The sequence below is a fragment of the Thermodesulfomicrobium thermophilum DSM 16697 genome, assembly GCF_059568695.1.
The window spans coordinates 94,031-111,201 of sequence record NZ_JCANTW010000015.1 but is presented as its reverse complement, the minus strand read 5'-3'; the positions used below and the strand labels follow the sequence as shown (position 1 = coordinate 111,201).

Here is a 17,171-nt window from a genome sequence, read left to right as displayed (position 1 = left end):
TTTGCCTCCCTGTATCCAGCCATGAGGCGGCCCGCAAGGGGGAATCGCCAATGACCACGTTTTTCCTCCTGGCATGATTCTGGCTTTGTCCTCCCCACGGAGGGCATATGACAGAACACTCCCCGACAACGCGCCCATTTTCCCCCCAAATTCTCGAAGCGCACCACTGGCCACCGCGTCAGGCCTTTGACGGACTGCCGCGTTCCCATGCATGGGCGGTCCCCTGGTCGGACCTCATGATGACCATGTTTATCCTCTTCGTGGTGCTCTACGCGGTCCAAGCCCCCCGGCCTGCGCCATCCGGCGCACGCGAGGTCCCGGTGCAGGCGGTCTTTCCCGCCGTGCTCCCCCCGTCTTCGGCCCTGCCCGGAGATATTCTTCGTGCCGCGGAAGCCATGCAACACCTCGCGGACTCCCCGGGAGTGCTTACTGTAGAGACCCTCCCCGGCGGGGTGCGTCTGGCCGTGACGCCGGACGCCGCGCACACGCCCCAGCCACTCCTGCCCCGTGTGGCCGCAGTCCTGACGCAATCCGCGGCAAAGGTGCATGTCATCGGACATAGCGCCCAGGGGAGTTCCTGGACACAGGCGGCCCAGGCAGCCGAGAGAGTCGCGCAGACCTTGCAGCAAAGCGGCGTGCTGGAAAACCGCCTTTGGGTCACCGCCCGAAGCAGCGAAACCCACGATCCAGCCCTTGCCCAGGGGTGGGTGGACATCGTCTTGGGATCGGCCGAGGTCCTGCCCCCGCCGAGCATTCCCCAGGAAACGCCAGGATTCACCGCCTGGCTGCACGGAGGTTCGTGATGGATCGGCGCGCCATCTTCACCTTGGCCGTGGCCGTGGTCATTCTGACCGCGGGGTTTGCGGGCAGCGGAGACCTGCGCACCTACGCCAACCTGCCTGGGTTGCTCGTCGTACTCGGCGGCACTTTGGCCGCAGCCGTGGTAGCCTTCCGGCTGGAACGCCTCGGCCACGTCCTGCGGGTCGTGGCATCCTCCTGCCGCGCCCGGCGCATGGAGCCCGCCAAGATGGTGGAAATTTTGGTGGATCTTTCGGTCAAAAGCCGCATTCGCGGCATTCAGTCCCTCAGTGAAGACGAAAAAGAGGCCTCGCTCCTGTTTTTGCGCCAGGCCCTAGGGCTGGTGGTGGACAACCATTCCCAGGAGCATATCCGCGACCTGCTCGGCACGGAAATGGCCTATTTCCAGCAGCGGCGCGAAGAATCGGAACGGGTGCTCAGGGTTCTCGCCGAATTCGCCCCTGCCTTTGGGCTGGCAGGCAGCGTGGTAGGGCTCATGGGTATGCTCGCCGGCGTGGGCGACGTGGGGGCCATGGTACGCTCCATTCCTGTGGCCCTCACCTCCACCCTGTACGGCGTGCTCCTCGCCCATCTGGTCTTCCTCCCCTTGGCCGCCCGGGTACGGGAAAGCACCGAGCACGAGCTGCTCTTACAGCGCATCGTGGCCGAGGCCATGCTGGCCATCCAGGCGGAGCGCAATCCGCGACATTTGGAGATGAAGCTCAAAAGCTTCCTCACCCCGGCCGAACGGGGCGGCAGGCTCGTATCCCTCGCCCGCATCCAGGAACGTTTCGGCATCGGCCGCCCGGAGCCCGACGACGCGACCTCAGGCGGGGACATCCCCCCGCAGCAGAGCGATACCCCGGGCGTAGGCACGGAACACGTCGCCCCGGTCGAGCAGGCCCACAATCCGGCCTGATTCGGGATCCAGCACCGGCAACTGCGGCAGGTCGCTTTCCACGAACCGCAGCAAAGCGGAAGATAAATCATCGTCCGGAGTCAAGGTCGGGCACGGCCGCACGATGTCCCGAGCCACCACCAGGGGGCACAAGACATCCTCAAAAAGCACGGAACGGACGTCATGGAGGGTGACCGCCCCATGGACATGACCGTCGTCGCCGAGCACAGGGAACACTTGGTCGGTGGAGTGGACCATGAGATCCGTCATCTCCCGAAATCCAGCGCCTTCGTGCAGGGAGGCCACCGGCCGAGGCGTCAAAGAATCCGCAACCCGGAGGCGCTCCAAGACATTGATGACCGTCTCGTCCGCATGGGCTGGAGAGGCGAACTTATCGTCCACCTGGTGATCATACAAAAAGGTGCGCCGACAGGCGGCAAGACTGACTGCGGAAGCAAGCATCAAGGGGACCAAGAGCCCATAGCCGCGCGTCAGCTCGCACACCATCACCAACGGCCCCACCGGCGCCCGGGCGATGCCGGCAAAAAATGCGGCCATGCCCACGAGCACGTACGCCTCGGGGTACGCCACCAAAGCCGGGGCCACATCCTGAGCCACGCGCCCGACCACCCCGCCCACCATGCCTCCTACCAGCAAGGCAGGAGCAAACATGCCGCCGCTCAACCCGGAGCCCAAGACCATGGTGGTGGCCAGCGTCTTACCCAGGGCCAAGAGCGCCAGCACCACAATGTCCAAACGCCCCTGGATGGCCTGTTGCAAATACCCATACCCGCCTCCGGCCAAGGCGGGAAAGGCCATGGCCAAAAGCCCCATGGCCGCGGCCCCCAAGGCCATGGAGGCACCAAGGCCGAAGCGCTGCGCCACCTCGCCAAAGATCCGCGTCTTGGCCCAGCGGAAAAAATGCACGTACCCCATGCCCGCCCCAGCACAGGCCAGACCCAACACGGCATAGAGTGGAAGTTCGGCCATGGTGGTCAACATGAACTTCGGCACGTGAAAAATGGGCTCGGTGCCGAAAAACACCGCGAACACACTGTAGGCCGTCACGGACGAAAGGATGGAGGGCACGAGAGCCCGAGCCTCGAAGTCTTCCCGATACAAGACCTCCACCGCGGTCACCGCCCCACCCAGGGGGGCGCGGAAAATGGCCCCCAAGCCACCGGCCGCCCCCACTAAAAGGAGCAGCCGCCGCTCCTTGGTCGAAAGTCCTAAACGGTCCGCCAGCCAGGAGGCACAGCCTGCGCCCAAAAGCGACATGGGCCCTTCGCGACCTGCGCTGCCGCCTGCAGCAATAGTGAGGATGGCCGTGGTCACCCGCACCAAGGGGATGCGCAGATCCAGGCGGCCTTCGCGGTGGTGGAAGGTATGGATGAGGGTATCCGTTCCGTCCGTGCCTCCCGGCGGCATACCATGCAAAAAACGGCGAACCAGAAAGGCAGTGAGCCCAGCTACGGCGACCAAGGCCGCCAGCACCACCCATGGCCGCCAGGGCCCCACCGGGACATGAAACAACTCTTCGCCTGCGGCCCCGGGCAAATCGAAACCGGCTCCCATGCGCAAGATCAACACGGAGGCCGCCTCGATGAGGACAAAGAAAGCGCTCGCCCCAAGGCCGGCAATGACTCCGGTCAGGATGCCGAGGATGGTCCAACGGCCATGGGGGTGCGTGTGCCAAAGATGCGCCGCATGGGCGCGCAGCCCTGTGATGGAAAAACTCATGCCTTGGCCTCGGGCAAAGAAAGTACGCTGCGGGCCAACGCCACATCCCGGCCAATTTGATCTCGCAGTGCATCCACACCGGCAAACTTGCGCTCTCCACGCAAGCGCTGCACGAGGTGCAAGGCCAGATGGCGACCATACAAATCCCCAGAAAAGTCCAGCACATGCGCCTCCACGGACAGCACGTCCCCGCCGAAGGTCGGGTTGAAGCCGATATTGAGTACCGCCGGATGCTTGATCCCTTCCCACTCGGCCCAGGCACAGTACACCCCGGTCTTGGGGAAGAGTTCATCGGTAAGCAGCAGATTGGCTGTAGGAAAACCGAGCACCGCGCCGCCCCGCCGATGCCCCGGGACCACCGTGCCTTCCACGCAGTAAAACCGCCCCAAAAGGGCACGCGCCGCCCACACATCACCGGCCAAGAGCAGATCACGGATACGCGTGGAGCTCACCACCACCCCGCCCACCAGCACCGGCGGCAACTGCTCCACGGTGAAGCCCAAGCACGCTCCCAATTGGGTAAGCAGAGCAAAATCCCCTTTGCGGCCTTTGCCGAAGGCATAGTCGTAGCCGATGAAAAGCTGCCGCACCCCAAGGCCGTGTACCAAGACTTCTTCCACGAAACGCTCCGGGGGCATGGAAGCCAACACCGCGTCAAAGGTGAGCGTCAGCAGGGCGTCCACGCCCAAGGCGGCGACGCAACGCTCTTTTTGCGCCGGCGTGGTGATGAAGGGCGGATGTGGCCTGCCGGTGAAGAACCGCAGTGGATGGGGATCGAAGGTCACCACCACCGAAGGAACGCCCATGGCCCGGGCAGCGTCACGGGTGCGAACAATCAGGGCCTGATGCCCCACATGCACCCCGTCGAAATTGCCGATGGTCAAACACGATCCGGCATCGATTCCAGGGATATGGCTCGGTTCATGGACATGAATCATACTCGTGTGCCTCCCCACGGGAGGACGCTGTGTAGCGCAGGCGCCGCCAAGCTTCAAGGAAAGAACCGCTGCTTCCGTTTTGCGCGTCTTTGCGGCATACGCCAGTGCATCCGGACCATAAAGCACGGAGGCCCGCATGCGGCGTCTACGCATCCCACTCATCATCCTTGGCATCTGCATCGCCCTGGCCTGGGGCGGCGCGCGCGTCATGAGCCGCGATCTCCCCCAACGCCTGTCCGCCTGGATGACCCAGGCCCTGGGACGGCCCGTGACCATGACCGATGCCACCATCCGCCTGCTGCCGCTCAGCATCCAGGTCTCCGGACTTCGTGTCGCCGGGCCGACGCCGCAAGAAACACCGGTGATCGCCATCGCGGACCTCCGCGCCCTCGTGCATCTGCCCGCACTCCTCTCCGGCCGCATCGTGGTCCGCGAAGTACTCCTGAACACGCCGCACATCTTCGTACACCGCACCGCACCAGGGGGATCCAACCTCCCGCCACGCATCCTCCCGAATCCTTCCAGCGCGCTCTCGCCGCCGGTCCACGCCGGCGCCCTGCAACTTCCGGACATCACGTGGCAGGTAGACCAACTCGCCGTGACCAACGGCCAGGTGGACTTGCACGACGACGCCGGCAACCGCACCGTCCGCGTCCAGAACATCCAACTGCATGCCCGCCCCATCGCCCCAGAAGCCCCCGCAACCATGGACCTTGCCTGCTCCTGGCAGACTGGAGAGGCCCACGGGACGCTCACCATCAAAGGCACGGTGTACCCCAAGCCCTTGCGCCTTGCCGCACCCGCGCTCACGGCGTCCATCACCGCTGCGCAGGGAGAAATTTCGTCCCTGCACGGTCAGCTGGACGTCACCATGCAGCCGGTTTCCACTTCCGCCCAACACCCCTGGCCATGGCTTTCAGGCCTGCATGGTACCAGCACGCTTGCGGCCGAAACCATCCGCTGGGAAAACGTCCAGGCACCGCATGCAGAGGCCGAAATCTCCATCGCCCAAGGGCGCATCCAGATCCCCCGCCTCACCGCCGCGCTCGCCCAAGGCGCCATCGACCTCGAAGGGGAGATGGACGCCCGCAATCCGAATCTCGCCGCGCAATTGCGCCTCCAGGCCCGTGACCTGGACCTCGCCCAACTCTTCGCCATGCTGGGCGCTCCAGACCGTATGCGCGGCACCGCCGCCGGAGACGCCACCCTCAAGGCCCAAGGGGCAACTCTCGACGCCATCAAAAAGACGCTCGCCGGGGAGATCAGCCTCCGTTTGACGGACGGCGCCGCGCTCGGTGCGCCCCTGGGGGCGGCGCTGCGCACCGCGGCGCCACTCTTGGTTCCACCCACCCTTCCTGACCAGCTCGACGTGGCCTTCACCAAGCTGACAGCCCAAGGTCCAATGCACAAAGGCGTACTGACGGCGGACATCTCCGGCCATGGTCCTTGGTTTACCGTGGCGGGGGCAGGGCAAGTGCATCTCCCGCAAAACCGCCTTGATGCGGATCTGCGTGTCAGCGCCACGGCCCAGGCCGGCCGCGAGCTCGGCCCCCTGGCGGCCGTCGCCCAAACCACCCCGGTCCCCCTTCAAATACATGGCCCCATAGACGCCCCAAAGGTGCGCGTGGACCTGCAACGCCTCTTGCTGCGCCAGGCGCCGCCCAAGGCCATCGAGCAACTCCTTCAAAAACCCGAAGAGATCCTGCGGGGCTTGCTCCCCTAAAGAGACATCGTTGGCATTTTTCGCTTGACATCCGCCCGCACTGCGCCTAGATGCCCCCTCGTTCGACGCCGAAGTGGTGGAATTGGTAGACACGCTAGGTTCAGGGTCTAGTCGGGGTTCCCCGGTGGAGGTTCGAGTCCTCTCTTCGGCACCACAAACATCGGCCGTCTGGCAGCACCAGACGGCCGTTTTGCATCCCTCCGCGGCCCGTTCACGCAGGGATGAAGGTCGAGGCCATTTTTCTCGTTCACTCCGCACGTCCGCGTCTCCTCTGGTTGGGCACTGCGCCTTCCCGCGGGCGGAGGAAAAAACCATGGAGGAATCCGTATGGCGTATGTCAGCATGAAGCAGATGCTGGAGACTGGTGTGCATTTCGGCCACCAGACCCGGCGGTGGAACCCCAAGATGCGGCCCTACATCTTCGGCGCCCGCAAAGGCATCCACATCATCGATCTCCAGCAGACGGTCAAACTCTACCGCAAGGCCCACGACTTTATCGTGGACACGGTCGCCCGCGGCGGAAAAATCCTTTTCGTGGGGACCAAGCGTCAGGCACAGGACACCATTCGCGCCGAAGCCGAACGCTGCGGCATGTTTTACGTCACCCACCGCTGGCTGGGGGGAACCCTCACCAACTACCAGACCATTCGCTCCAGCATCAATCGGCTCAAATCCCTGGAAGCCGCCTTTGCCGACGGGAGCATCAACCGCTTCACCAAGAAGGAAGTCTTGCGCATGGAGCGGGAGATGCAGAAGCTCAACACCACCTTGGGCGGCATCAAAAACATGGAAGAACCGCCGGCTGCAGTTTTCATCATCGATCCGCATCACGAAGAAATCGCAGTGAAAGAATGCCGCCGATTGGGCATCCCGGTGGTGGCCGTAGTGGATACCAATTGCGATCCCGATCCCATCGACTATGTCATCCCGGGCAACGATGACGCCATCCGCGCCATCAAACTCTTTGCCGGCGCCATGGCGGACGCCTGCCTGGAAGGCCAGGCCCTGGCCCAAGAACGCGGCGTCGAGACCGCAGAGCAGCCCGAGGCGGCTTTTACCCAACCGGAAGACGCCCCGGCAGCCGATGACGCGACCCTGAATGACGACCAGGACGACGAGGAGGAGTTCTAAGATGTCCATTTCCGCTTCCATGGTGAAAGAACTGCGCGAGCGCACCGGCGCTGGCATGATGGATTGCAAGAAAGCCCTGACCGAGTGTGGGGGCGATATGGACAAGGCCATTGCCTGGCTGCGGGAAAAGGGTCTGTCCAAAGCAGCCAAAAAGGCGGGCCGGGCCACGGCCGAAGGCTTGGTGACCATCGCCATGGCCCCGGACGGCAAGGCTGCGGCCATGGTGGAGCTCAATTGCGAGACCGACTTTGTGGCCAAGAACGAGGAGTTCGTCGCCAAGGCCACGGCCATTGCCGAGGCCGTGCTCGCCTCGGGCGCCACAACCCCGGAGGCCCTGCCTGCAGAGCTCACCGACCTCTCCGGCCTGATCGGCAAGATCGGCGAAAACATGCAGCTTGGTCGCCTGGCCTACGTCTCCGTGCCCGGCGAGGGCGTGATCGGCAGCTACATCCACTCCAACAACAAGCTGGGCGTGCTGGTGGTCCTGACGGGCCCGGCGACGGCGGAAGCAGCCAAAGACGTGGCCATGCAGGTGGCTGCGGCCAATCCGCTGTGCGTCTCTGTAGATCAAGTCCCCGCCGAAGCCCTGGAGCAGGAGCGCGCCATCTACCTCAATCAGGCCAAACAGGAAGGCAAGCCCGAGGCGATCGCCGAGAAGATCGTGGAGGGCCGCATGCGCAAATACTACCAGGAAGTCTGCCTGGTGGAGCAGCCCTTCATCAAAGATGACAAAAAGGCCGTCAAAGACATCCTCGGCAAAGGGGTCCAGGTGGACCGCTTCGTCCGCATCGCTGTGGGGGCCTGAACCCACATCGCCAAAAAGGGCCGCAAGGCCCTTTTTTTATGGCACACGCGAAAACAGCCTCGGTTGCGCTTCCAGCAGGAAATGCATAGTGTCACGCGGCCGTTGGGCCGCCCGTTTTGCAAAACCAAGGAGTCCTCATGTCCCAGTTGCGCTTTAGTCGCGTCATGCTCAAACTCAGCGGCGAAGCCTTGGCCGGTGACCAGGGCTTTGGCATCGACCCCCTCACCACTCAGGCCATCTGCCGGGAGCTGGCGGAAGTCGTCACCATGGGCGTGCAGCTGAGCCTTGTCATCGGCGGCGGCAATATCTTTCGCGGAGTCTCGGTCTCGTCCAAGGGCATGGACCGCGCCTCGGCGGACTACATGGGCATGCTTGCCACGGTCATGAACGCCCTGGCCGTACAAGACGCCATGGAAAAACTCGGGGTCTCCACGCGAGTGATGACCGCCATCACCATGAAAGAAGTGGCCGAGCCCTACATCCGCCGCCGCGCCATCCGCCACCTGGAAAAGGGCCGCGTGGTCATCTGTGCCGCAGGCACCGGCATCCCCTACTTCACGACGGATACGGCCGCCGTCCTGCGCGCCATGGAGCTCAAGTGCGACGCCATCTTCAAAGCCACCCGCGTGGACGGTGTCTATGACAAGGACCCGGAAAAACATCCCGACGCGGTGCTCTACCCCACCCTCACCTACCTGGACGTGCTCCAGCAAGGGCTCAAGGTCATGGACTCGGCGGCCATTTCCCTGTGCATGGATAACAAGCTCCCCATCGGGGTCTTCAACCTCTTTGTCCCTGGCAATATCAAACGCCTCATGTTGGGCGAACGTGTGGGAACTTTGGTTCAAGGAGAATAAACCATGGAAAAGCACCTTGAAGAATGCACGACCAAGATGCAAAAAAGCATCGACAACCTGGCGAAGGAATTTTCCCGTCTGCGCACCGGACGCGCCACCACCGCATTGGTGGATCATATCAAGGTAGAGTACTACGGTACACCCACGCCTCTGGCTCAAGTGGCGTCGGTCTCCATTCCCGATAGCCGCACCATCGCCATCTCGCCCTGGGATCGCAATGCCTTTGCCGCCATCGAAAAGGCCATCATGAAGTCGGATCTGGGGCTGACTCCCGTCAACGACGGCCGCACCATCCGCATTTCCATCCCGCCGCTCACGGAAGAACGCCGCAAAGATTTGGTGAAAATGGCCAAGAAATATACCGAAGAGGCCAAAGTCGCCATCCGCAACGTGCGCCGGGATATCAACGAGTCCCTCAAAAAGAAGAAGAATGCCAAAGAGATGAGCGAGGACGAATTCCACAAGGCCCAGGAAGAAGTCCAAAAGGTCACCGACGACTTCATCCACAAGGCGGATACCGCCTTGGCGGCCAAAGAAAAAGAGATCATGGAAATCTAGTCCATGCCCATCCTTTCGCATCTGGCCATTATCATGGATGGCAACGGCCGCTGGGCCCAGGCCCGGGGCCTTGCCCGCAGCGCAGGGCACCGGGCCGGCACCCTGGCGGCCCGGGAAATCGTACGTGAAGCCCGTCGGCTTGAGATCCCGAATCTCACCCTCTATACCTTTTCGCGGGAAAATTGGCGCCGCCCTCCCCAGGAAATCACGTTCCTGTTCGAGCTGCTGCGCGAGTTTCTTTCCCAAGAATTGCCGGAACTGGAGCGCACCGGGATCCGACTGCGGGTGCTGGGCGAATTGGACGACATCCCGACTCCCACCCGGCAGGTGCTCCAACACGCCCTGCGCCGCACCGCCCACGGCTCCGCCATGACCCTAGCGCTGGCGCTCAACTACTCCGGAAGGCTCGAGATCGTACGTGCGTGCCAACAACTCGCCCAGCAAAAAGAAATCATCACCGAAGCATCCCTGGCCGCGCACCTCTTCACTGCGGACATGCCGGACCCGGACCTCATCATCCGCACCGGCGGAGAGCTGCGCCTGAGTAATTTTCTCCTCTTCCAGAGCGCCTATAGCGAGCTCTACTTCACGGACACGCCCTGGCCGGAATTCTCCCCCGAACACTTGCACCGCGCCCTGGAGGATTTCCGCCGCCGCCAACGCCGCTTCGGTGCAGCCCCGGAGGAGGCATGACCCAAGCCCACCGCCAACGCATCCTCACGGCCCTCATCCTCATCCCCCTGCTTGCGGCGGCGATTGTAGCCGGAGGCATGCCCCTGCGTCTGGCAGTCAGCCTCGTCGCGGCCCTCGCCCTCGGGGAATACCTGGCCATGTTCTGGGACCTGCGAAAACGCCGGCTGGCCCTCGCCCTGGTCCTTGGCGCAGGAGTCGGCCTCATGTGGCTGCCTGCCTCCTGGCCGGAAATGGCCACCGCGCCGCTGCTCACCCTCGCCGCAGGCACGGCGTTCCTGACCCGCAGCGGCAAAGACGCCTCCCTGGCGGCCCACGACGCCCTTGTTGCCCTCAGCGCCCTGCTCTATGTGCCGGTGCTCCTGCGCCCAGGCCTGCAGCTCGCCCCCCTGGATCTCGGCTTCATTCTCCTTGGGACCATGTCCACGGACACTGCGGCCTTTTATGTCGGCTCCCACCTGGGGGGCCCCAAACTCTGGCCCCGGGTGAGCCCCAAAAAGACGTGGTCCGGCAGCCTCGGCGGGCTTGCGGCCTGCATGACGGTCTGCACCCTCTATGCCGTATGGGCGGGGAAGGCGGATCCTGGCCGAGCCGCATGCATCGCCGCGGTGGTGAGCGTTACCGCCCAAGGGGGCGATCTTATGGAATCAGCCATCAAACGCTGGAGAAACATCAAAGATTCCGGAACGATGCTTCCTGGACACGGGGGAATTTTGGATCGCATCGATAGCCTTTTGACCGCGCTTCCCGTCTATGCGGCCCTGACCCATTTCTTGCCCTTGTGGACATAGCCATGGAGTATATTTCTCCCCTTTCCCACCGTTTTCTCCAAAGCGCCGCTGTGCGCAGGCTGGTGGTCCTGGGCGCCACCGGCTCCATTGGCGTCAGCACCTTGGCGGTGGTGCGCCGCAACCGGGAGCGCTTCCAAGTCCTGGCCCTGGCCGGGGCGCGCAATCTGAAGCGCTTGGCCGAGCAGGCCGCGGAATTCCGGCCGCCGTTTCTGGGGATCCTTCAGGCCGAAGACAGCGCGGCCCTGCGGGAGCTCCTGCCCGCTGGCTACCAGCCGTACCTCGTCTTCGGCCCCGAAGGCTACGTCCAATTGGCGCGCCTGCCCGAGGCCACCCACGTGGTGGCCGCCCAGGTGGGCGCCGCCGGACTCCTGCCGGCCCTGGCCGCAGCCCAAAGCGGCAAGATCCTCGCTTTGGCCACCAAAGAGGCGCTGGTGCTGGCGGGGCACCTCTTCCGCCAGGCATGCCACGCAAGCGGGGCCGTGCTGCTGCCCGTGGACTCGGAACACAACGCCATCTTCCAGGCCGTACAGGGCCACGGGCTCGCACAGGTGCGCCGCCTCATCCTCACGGCCTCGGGCGGGCCGTTTCGCACCGCCTCCGCCGCCGAGCTGGCCGCCGTGACCCCCGAGGCGGCGCTGCGCCATCCCAATTGGTCCATGGGCCCCAAAATCACCGTGGATAGCGCCACCCTTATGAACAAGGGCCTGGAATTCCTGGAGGCCATGGCCCTTTTTGGGGCAGCCCCGGAAGAGATCACCGTCCTCGTGCATCCCCAATCCGTGGTCCACTCCCTGGTGGAGATGATCGACGGCTCACTGCTTGCCCAATTGGGACCGACCTCCATGGAAGTCCCCATCGCCCATTGCCTGGGCTACCCCAAGCGGGTGGCGCAAGACCTCCCCGTGGACCTCACGGCCAAACCGCTGACCTTCGAGACACCGGACGTGGAACGCTTTCCCTGTCTGCGCCTGGCCATGGAGGCTGCACGCCACGGCCCCAGCGCCCGCATCGCCCTCAACGCCGCCGCGGAAGTGGCGGTGGAGGCCTTCTTGGCCCGCCGCATCCCTTTCCTTGCCATCCCGCGCCTCATCGCCGCCACCATGGAAGCTACCGACGCGCAGCCTGCGGCCACGGTGGAGGAGATCCTCCATCAAGACCGCGCGGCCCGAACCAAGGCCGCCCACCTCCTGGAGGCCCTTGCATGACGAGCATCCTCGCCGTGATCGTCGTCCTTGGCGGCCTCATCTTTTTCCATGAACTGGGGCACTTTCTCATGGCCCGGGCATTGGGTATCGGCGTGCACGTCTTCTCCCTGGGCTTTGGGCCGAAGCTCCTCTCCTGGAGACCAGGCGCCACCGAATATCGCCTGAGCCTCGTCCCGCTCGGCGGCTACGTGCAGCTTGTGGGAGAAAAAGAAGACGCCGACGATCCTGCGCCCATGGAGGCCCAATTCATCCTGCGGCCCCCCTGGCAGCGCATGCTGGTGGTGCTGGCGGGCCCGATCAGCAACTTCTTCCTCGCCTGGATCATCTTTTGGGGTCTTTTGGCCACCCAAGGCATGGAAGAACTGCTGCCGGTCATCGGCAAGGTCACCGCCGAGAGCCCTGCAGCGGCGGCAGGTCTTGCTCCTCAAGACCGCATCCTCGCCATCGACGGCGAAACAATCCACACCTGGGACGAGCTGGTCACCGCCATCGAAACCAGCGACGGCCGCTCCCTCACCATCACCGTCAAACGCCAGCAGACCACGTTAGAAGTACGCGCCACCCCGCAGGTGCAGGAAAAACGCACCATATTTGGCGAAATGCGTCGCGCTCCCATGCTCGGCATCGCCCCGGCCGGGGTGACCGAGCGCCGCATGCTCTCCGTGCCCGAGGCCGCCTGGGAAGGGCTGCGGCATATCGGCCAGGTCACCAGCCTCATGCTCCAGGGCATCATCAAGCTCATCGAACGGGTCATCCCGTGGAGCGACGTGGGCGGGGTGATCCTCATCACCGAGCTCATCCACCGCGAAGCCCAGAGCGGACTCGTGCAGCTTTTGGCGCTCACGGCGCTCATCAGCGTCAACCTGGGTGTACTCAACCTCCTGCCCATCCCGGTGCTGGACGGTGGACATATCCTCTTCTATTTGCTTGAAACCATCGCCGGCCGCCCGCTTCCGGCCAAGGTGCAGGAGGTCGCCCTGCGCATCGGCATGGCGCTGCTCATCACCCTCATGATTTTGGCAACCGTCAATGACATCCTCCGCCACATCCCCTGACACCAGCGCCCCGCTGCTCGTCCTATGCGGCGCCGAAAATCTGCTCCACATCGTCTTGGGGCAGGAAGGCGCCGTGCTCCACGCCGAGACCATCCACTGCCCCGGCGCCTCGGTGACCGTGCTGGCGCCCGCCATCGCACGCATCCTTGCAGCGCACCGAATCGCAACCACGAATCTTGGCGGCATCGCCGCGGTGTGCGGCCCGGGGTCCTTCACCGGGCTGCGCATCACCCTGGCCACCGTGGCAGGACTGGGCATGGGCGCCCAGATCCCCATGGCGGGGCTGGAGCTCCACCGTCTGCTCGCCGCCCAGGTCCCCTGCTCAGGACGACTGTGGGTGGCCACCTATGCCCGCGCCCACATGGTCTACGCGCAGCGCTTCGAGCACGGCCGCCCCACCCGCCCCGTCCGGCCCCTCTCCCATCAGGAGTTTCGCGCCCACGTGGAGGCCCAGCCGGGACTTGCCGTAGGCAGCGGCATCCGTCGCCTGGAGCTCCCAGATACCGTCACCGCCCTTCCCATGTTTTTCGACACCCCCTGGCCCGGGACCCTCATGACCGCCGCCGCCACGGCCGCCTTCCATCGCCATCCGCCAGCGCCCCTCTATCTGCGTCCAAGCGACGCCGAAGAAAACCTCCCCGCCATCGCCCAGGCCCGCGGCCTCTCCGAGGCCGAGGCCCGGCGCCACATCCCCGAGTTCGTGGACCTTCCTCCCCTGTCCTGACCCAAAAATTCCGAAATCGCCCTAAAGTATTGCCGCCAGCGGCCGATACAAAGGGCACACACGGAATACATCGGCACGGACGCCAAACCCTTTCACGGAGGAAACCACCATGTCTCTCGTCATCAACAACAATCTCATGGCAATGAACGCGGCGCGGAACCTCAGCTCCTCCTACGGAGCGCTGGCCACATCCACCCGCCGCCTGTCCTCGGGCCTGCGCATCACCACCGCAGCGGACGATGCCGCCGGGCTCGCCATCCGCGAACTCATGCGCGCGGACATCGCCTCCCTCAAACAGGGCATCCGCAACGCCAACGACGCCATCTCCCTCATCCAGACCGCCGACGGCGCCCTCCAGGTCATCGATGAAAAGCTCATCCGCATGAAGGAACTGGCCGAACAGGCGGCCACCGGCACCTACACCTCGGACCAGCGCCTCATCATCGACTCCGAGTACCAGGCCATGGCCTCGGAAATCACCCGAATCGCCAACGCCACCAATTTCAACGGCATCTATCTCTTGAACGGCAATCTCTCGGCCTCTACCCCGCACGTGGTGGACTGGGCCAGCGCGCATGATGGTTCAGGCCTCAACTCCACCGGCCCGCTCAAGGTCCACTTCGGCACGGGCAACAGCTCCGCCGAGGACTACTACTACATCGCCATCCAGACCGCCACGGCATCGGCCCTGGGCGTGGGCAACGCTGCAGACTCGAGCCGCGACAACGGTTCCGGAATTGCCGGCGCAGGCTACAGCATCTCCACCCAGCAGGCGGCGCAAGAGGCCCTGGCCGCCCTCAACAAGGCCATCGTTTCCAAGGACAACATCCGCGCCAACCTGGGCGCCCTGCAGAACCGTTTGCAAAACACCATCACCAATCTGCAGATCCAGGCCGAGAACCTCCAGGCCGCCGAGTCCCGTATCTCCGACGTGGACGTGGCCACGGAAATGACCCAGTTCGTGCGCAACCAGATCCTCACCCAGTCGGCAGTGGCCATGCTCTCCCAGGCCAACAGCCTGCCGCAGATGGCCCTGCAGCTCATCGGCGGATAGCCCCCGCCCCAACCCGCGGCCAAATGGCCGGGTCGCGCGCCGCGGCCCGGCCATTTTTCATAGAAAAGGCGGCACGGCCATTGCATAATAGCATATAGACTTTCGCGGAGGACCTCATGGCCGACACCACGACAAGCACGGAGCTCCTTTCCGGCGCCATCCGCTTTACGGGGCTGGGCTCAGGCACGGATTTCGACTCCATGGTCACCAAACTGGTGGATACGGAACGCATCCACCAGCGCCGCCTGGAGGCATGGAAAGCCACGTGGGAAAAGAAAACCCAAGCCTTTCAAGAACTCAACAGCGCGCTGCTGACCCTGCGCACCACCCTGTCGGGAATGGACTCCTTGGACGAATTTCTCGCCAAACAGACCGTGTCTTCCAACCCAGCAGCCCTCACCGCCACAGCCAGCAGCAGCGCCGAATCCGGGGTGCATACCGTGGAGGTGGTGGGGCTCGCCGCCACGGACACCCTCATGGGCACGGCAGTTTTTTCCGCCCCCAGCGCGGATGTCACCGGCGGCGCCGCCCGCTCCATGACCTTGGTGGTAGGGTCCACCCAAATGACCGTGGACGTGGCAGCAGGTACCACGCTGCAACAGCTCGCGGACATGATCAACGCCCATTCCCAAAATCAGAATCTGGTGCGCGCCACCCTCATCAACGATGGCAGCGGCTACCGTCTGCAGCTCAGAGGCATGGAGCTTGGCGCAGGCAACGACGTCCTCATCGACGATGGACTCACCACCGTGCCCGGCTTTTCCTCCGCAGATTTCGTCCAGACCCAAAACGCGGCCAACGCCCAGTTGCGGGTCGACGGCTGGCCCGTGACCCCTGCGCCCACGGCCACCATCCTGCAGGCATCCACGGGACTGACCGCGGCAACGGCCCCCCTCTCCGGTACCCCCGGAGACTTCAAGTTCGCCGCCGGAGGTACGCTCTACACCGTCTCCTTGGGCGCCGGCGCCACCCTCCAGGATCTGGTGGACGGCATCAACGCCTTAGGCAGCGGGGTCTCGGCCAGCCTTGCCACGGAATCCGGCTCCCAAGTGCTCGTGCTCACCGGGACCCCTGGAGCGGCCAATACGGTGCGCGTCGTGGATTATCCCGGCACCACCCTCGCCGGACTCGGAGCATCGGCCTTCACCCAAACCCAAGGGGCCACCGACGGCTACCTGGAGCGGGCGAGCAACTCCATCAGCGACATCATCCCCGGCATCACCATGAACCTGGTGCAGGCCGGCCAAACCACCCTGACCACGGCCACGGACGTGTCCGCTGTCGTGGACAAGGTGAAGACCTTTGTGGACGAGGTGAATACCGTACTCACCAAAATCCAGGAACAAACCAAGGTGACCACCGTGGGCTCCCAAACCACGGGGTCGCTGCTCACCGGCAACTACGGCCTGCAGATGATCCAGCAGCGCATCAAGAATATCCTCGCCTCCAAGGGTCTGGGATTTGACCGCGACCTGGATCCGGTCACCTCCTTGGGCAGTGTGGGCATCACCACCGACACCGCTCAAGGCTCTCCCACCTTCGGTCTTTTGGTGCTCGACGAAACGGCCCTGCGTTCGGCCCTCAACACCGATCCTCAGGCCGTAGCCAAGCTTTTTGCCGCGGACTCCGTGCCCAGCACCAAGGAGATGGTCGAAGATCCTCTGAATCCCGGCCAGTACGTGGCCGCCGCCTCGCCCCACTTTCAATTCAGCTCCCTGGTGCGTGGGGTTACCCAAGCCGGCGAATTCTCCGTCACCTACACCGTCTCCGGCGGGAGTATCAGCGCCAGCCCACCTCCCACCATCGGCGGGTACCCCGCCTCCATCGACGGCACCAAGATCACGGCCATCGGTGACGACAATCCAGCCAAAGGTCTGGTCATCGATGTCATGGATATGACGGACGGCTCCTATTCGGGGACCATCTTCATCAAAAACGGCAAGGCCCTGGAGCTGGGTGACGAAGTCGGCCGCCTGACCGCGCCCCTGGAAGGGCCGCTCAAGATCCTCGAAGACAACTACCAAGACATCATCGACAGTATCGACGCCAAAATCGCCTACGAGGAAAAGCGCCTCACCCTCCTGGAAAGCACCTTGCGCACCCGCTTTGCCAACCTGGAGGCGACGCTCGGCACCTATGACCAGCTCTCCTCCATGCTGGGATCCCAAATCAACAGCCTGCCGAAAAACTCTTAGACAAGGAGT

At 64.0% G+C, this 17,171-nt stretch carries 16 protein-coding genes and 1 tRNA gene; 15 read left to right on the top strand and 2 right to left on the bottom strand.

All coding sequences use genetic code 11. The features are described 5' to 3' along the window. The first annotated feature begins 107 nt into the window (after positions 1–107). Together BR00_RS08960 and BR00_RS08955 are read left to right on the top strand one after the other, a co-directional pair. Positions 108–803, top strand: coding sequence for a flagellar motor protein MotB (locus BR00_RS08960; RefSeq protein ID WP_496477251.1), 696 nt, complete (start codon positions 108–110; stop codon positions 801–803). Continuing rightward, positions 803–1,717 (top strand): motility protein A, encoded by a 915-nt coding sequence (locus BR00_RS08955; RefSeq protein WP_496477250.1) that lies wholly within the window; start codon positions 803–805, stop codon positions 1,715–1,717. The genes BR00_RS08960 and BR00_RS08955 overlap by 1 nt, the downstream gene beginning before the upstream one ends. Here the strand turns inward: BR00_RS08955 and BR00_RS08950 are convergent. Beyond that, positions 1,625–3,436 (bottom strand): chloride channel protein, encoded by a 1,812-nt coding sequence (locus BR00_RS08950; protein WP_496477249.1) that lies wholly within the window; start codon positions 3,434–3,436, stop codon positions 1,625–1,627. The two genes, BR00_RS08955 and BR00_RS08950, sit on opposite strands and share 93 nt — an antisense overlap. Then, on the bottom strand, positions 3,433–4,374 hold the full coding sequence (locus BR00_RS08945) for a bifunctional riboflavin kinase/FAD synthetase (RefSeq protein WP_496477248.1): 942 nt from the start codon (positions 4,372–4,374) through the stop codon (positions 3,433–3,435). The genes BR00_RS08950 and BR00_RS08945 overlap by 4 nt, the downstream gene beginning before the upstream one ends. Before the next feature lie 136 nt (positions 4,375–4,510). Between BR00_RS08945 and BR00_RS08940 the strand changes: the two genes are divergently transcribed. The 13 genes from BR00_RS08940 (at position 4,511) to fliD (ending at position 17,162) form a co-directional block, all read left to right on the top strand. After that, positions 4,511–6,097, top strand: a complete 1,587-nt coding sequence (locus tag BR00_RS08940) for an AsmA family protein (RefSeq protein WP_496477247.1) — start codon at positions 4,511–4,513, stop codon at positions 6,095–6,097. 67 nt (positions 6,098–6,164) lie between these two features. After that, positions 6,165–6,251, top strand: a tRNA-Leu gene (locus BR00_RS08935). Positions 6,252–6,424: 173 nt separating this feature from the next. Next, positions 6,425–7,228 (top strand): 30S ribosomal protein S2, encoded by an 804-nt coding sequence (rpsB, locus tag BR00_RS08930; protein ID WP_496477246.1) that lies wholly within the window; start codon positions 6,425–6,427, stop codon positions 7,226–7,228. 1 nt (position 7,229) lies between these two features. Beyond that, positions 7,230–8,033, top strand: coding sequence for a translation elongation factor Ts (tsf, locus tag BR00_RS08925; protein WP_496477245.1), 804 nt, complete (start codon positions 7,230–7,232; stop codon positions 8,031–8,033). 137 nt (positions 8,034–8,170) lie between these two features. Then, positions 8,171–8,890 carry a UMP kinase gene (pyrH, locus tag BR00_RS08920; RefSeq protein ID WP_496477244.1) on the top strand — a complete coding sequence of 240 codons (720 nt, stop codon included), beginning with the start codon at positions 8,171–8,173 and terminating at the stop codon, positions 8,888–8,890. 3 nt (positions 8,891–8,893) lie between these two features. After that, positions 8,894–9,448, top strand: coding sequence for a ribosome recycling factor (frr, locus tag BR00_RS08915; RefSeq protein WP_496477243.1), 555 nt, complete (start codon positions 8,894–8,896; stop codon positions 9,446–9,448). Positions 9,449–9,451: 3 nt separating this feature from the next. Further along, the gene (uppS, locus tag BR00_RS08910) at positions 9,452–10,141 is read left to right on the top strand and encodes a polyprenyl diphosphate synthase (protein WP_496477242.1); all 690 of its coding nucleotides are present in this window, start codon (positions 9,452–9,454) and stop codon (positions 10,139–10,141) included. Then, a complete protein-coding gene (locus tag BR00_RS08905; protein WP_496477241.1) occupies positions 10,138–10,929 on the top strand; it encodes a phosphatidate cytidylyltransferase in 792 nt (263 codons plus the stop codon). Before uppS ends, BR00_RS08905 begins: the two co-directional genes overlap by 4 nt. Before the next feature lie 2 nt (positions 10,930–10,931). Then, positions 10,932–12,134: a 1-deoxy-D-xylulose-5-phosphate reductoisomerase gene (gene dxr, locus BR00_RS08900; protein ID WP_496477240.1), complete on the top strand. Its 1,203-nt coding sequence runs from the start codon at positions 10,932–10,934 to the stop codon at positions 12,132–12,134. Next, entirely contained in the window at positions 12,131–13,189 is a 1,059-nt protein-coding gene (gene rseP, locus BR00_RS08895; protein ID WP_496477239.1) for an RIP metalloprotease RseP, read from the top strand. The genes dxr and rseP overlap by 4 nt, the downstream gene beginning before the upstream one ends. Then, on the top strand, positions 13,164–13,913 hold the full coding sequence (gene tsaB, locus BR00_RS08890) for a tRNA (adenosine(37)-N6)-threonylcarbamoyltransferase complex dimerization subunit type 1 TsaB (RefSeq protein ID WP_496477238.1): 750 nt from the start codon (positions 13,164–13,166) through the stop codon (positions 13,911–13,913). Before rseP ends, tsaB begins: the two co-directional genes overlap by 26 nt. Before the next feature lie 109 nt (positions 13,914–14,022). After that, positions 14,023–14,967 (top strand): flagellin N-terminal helical domain-containing protein, encoded by a 945-nt coding sequence (locus tag BR00_RS08885; RefSeq protein WP_496477237.1) that lies wholly within the window; start codon positions 14,023–14,025, stop codon positions 14,965–14,967. Between the two features lie 116 nt (positions 14,968–15,083). Further along, positions 15,084–17,162: a flagellar filament capping protein FliD gene (gene fliD / locus BR00_RS08880; protein WP_496477236.1), complete on the top strand. Its 2,079-nt coding sequence runs from the start codon at positions 15,084–15,086 to the stop codon at positions 17,160–17,162. The last annotated feature ends 9 nt before the right edge of the window (positions 17,163–17,171 follow it).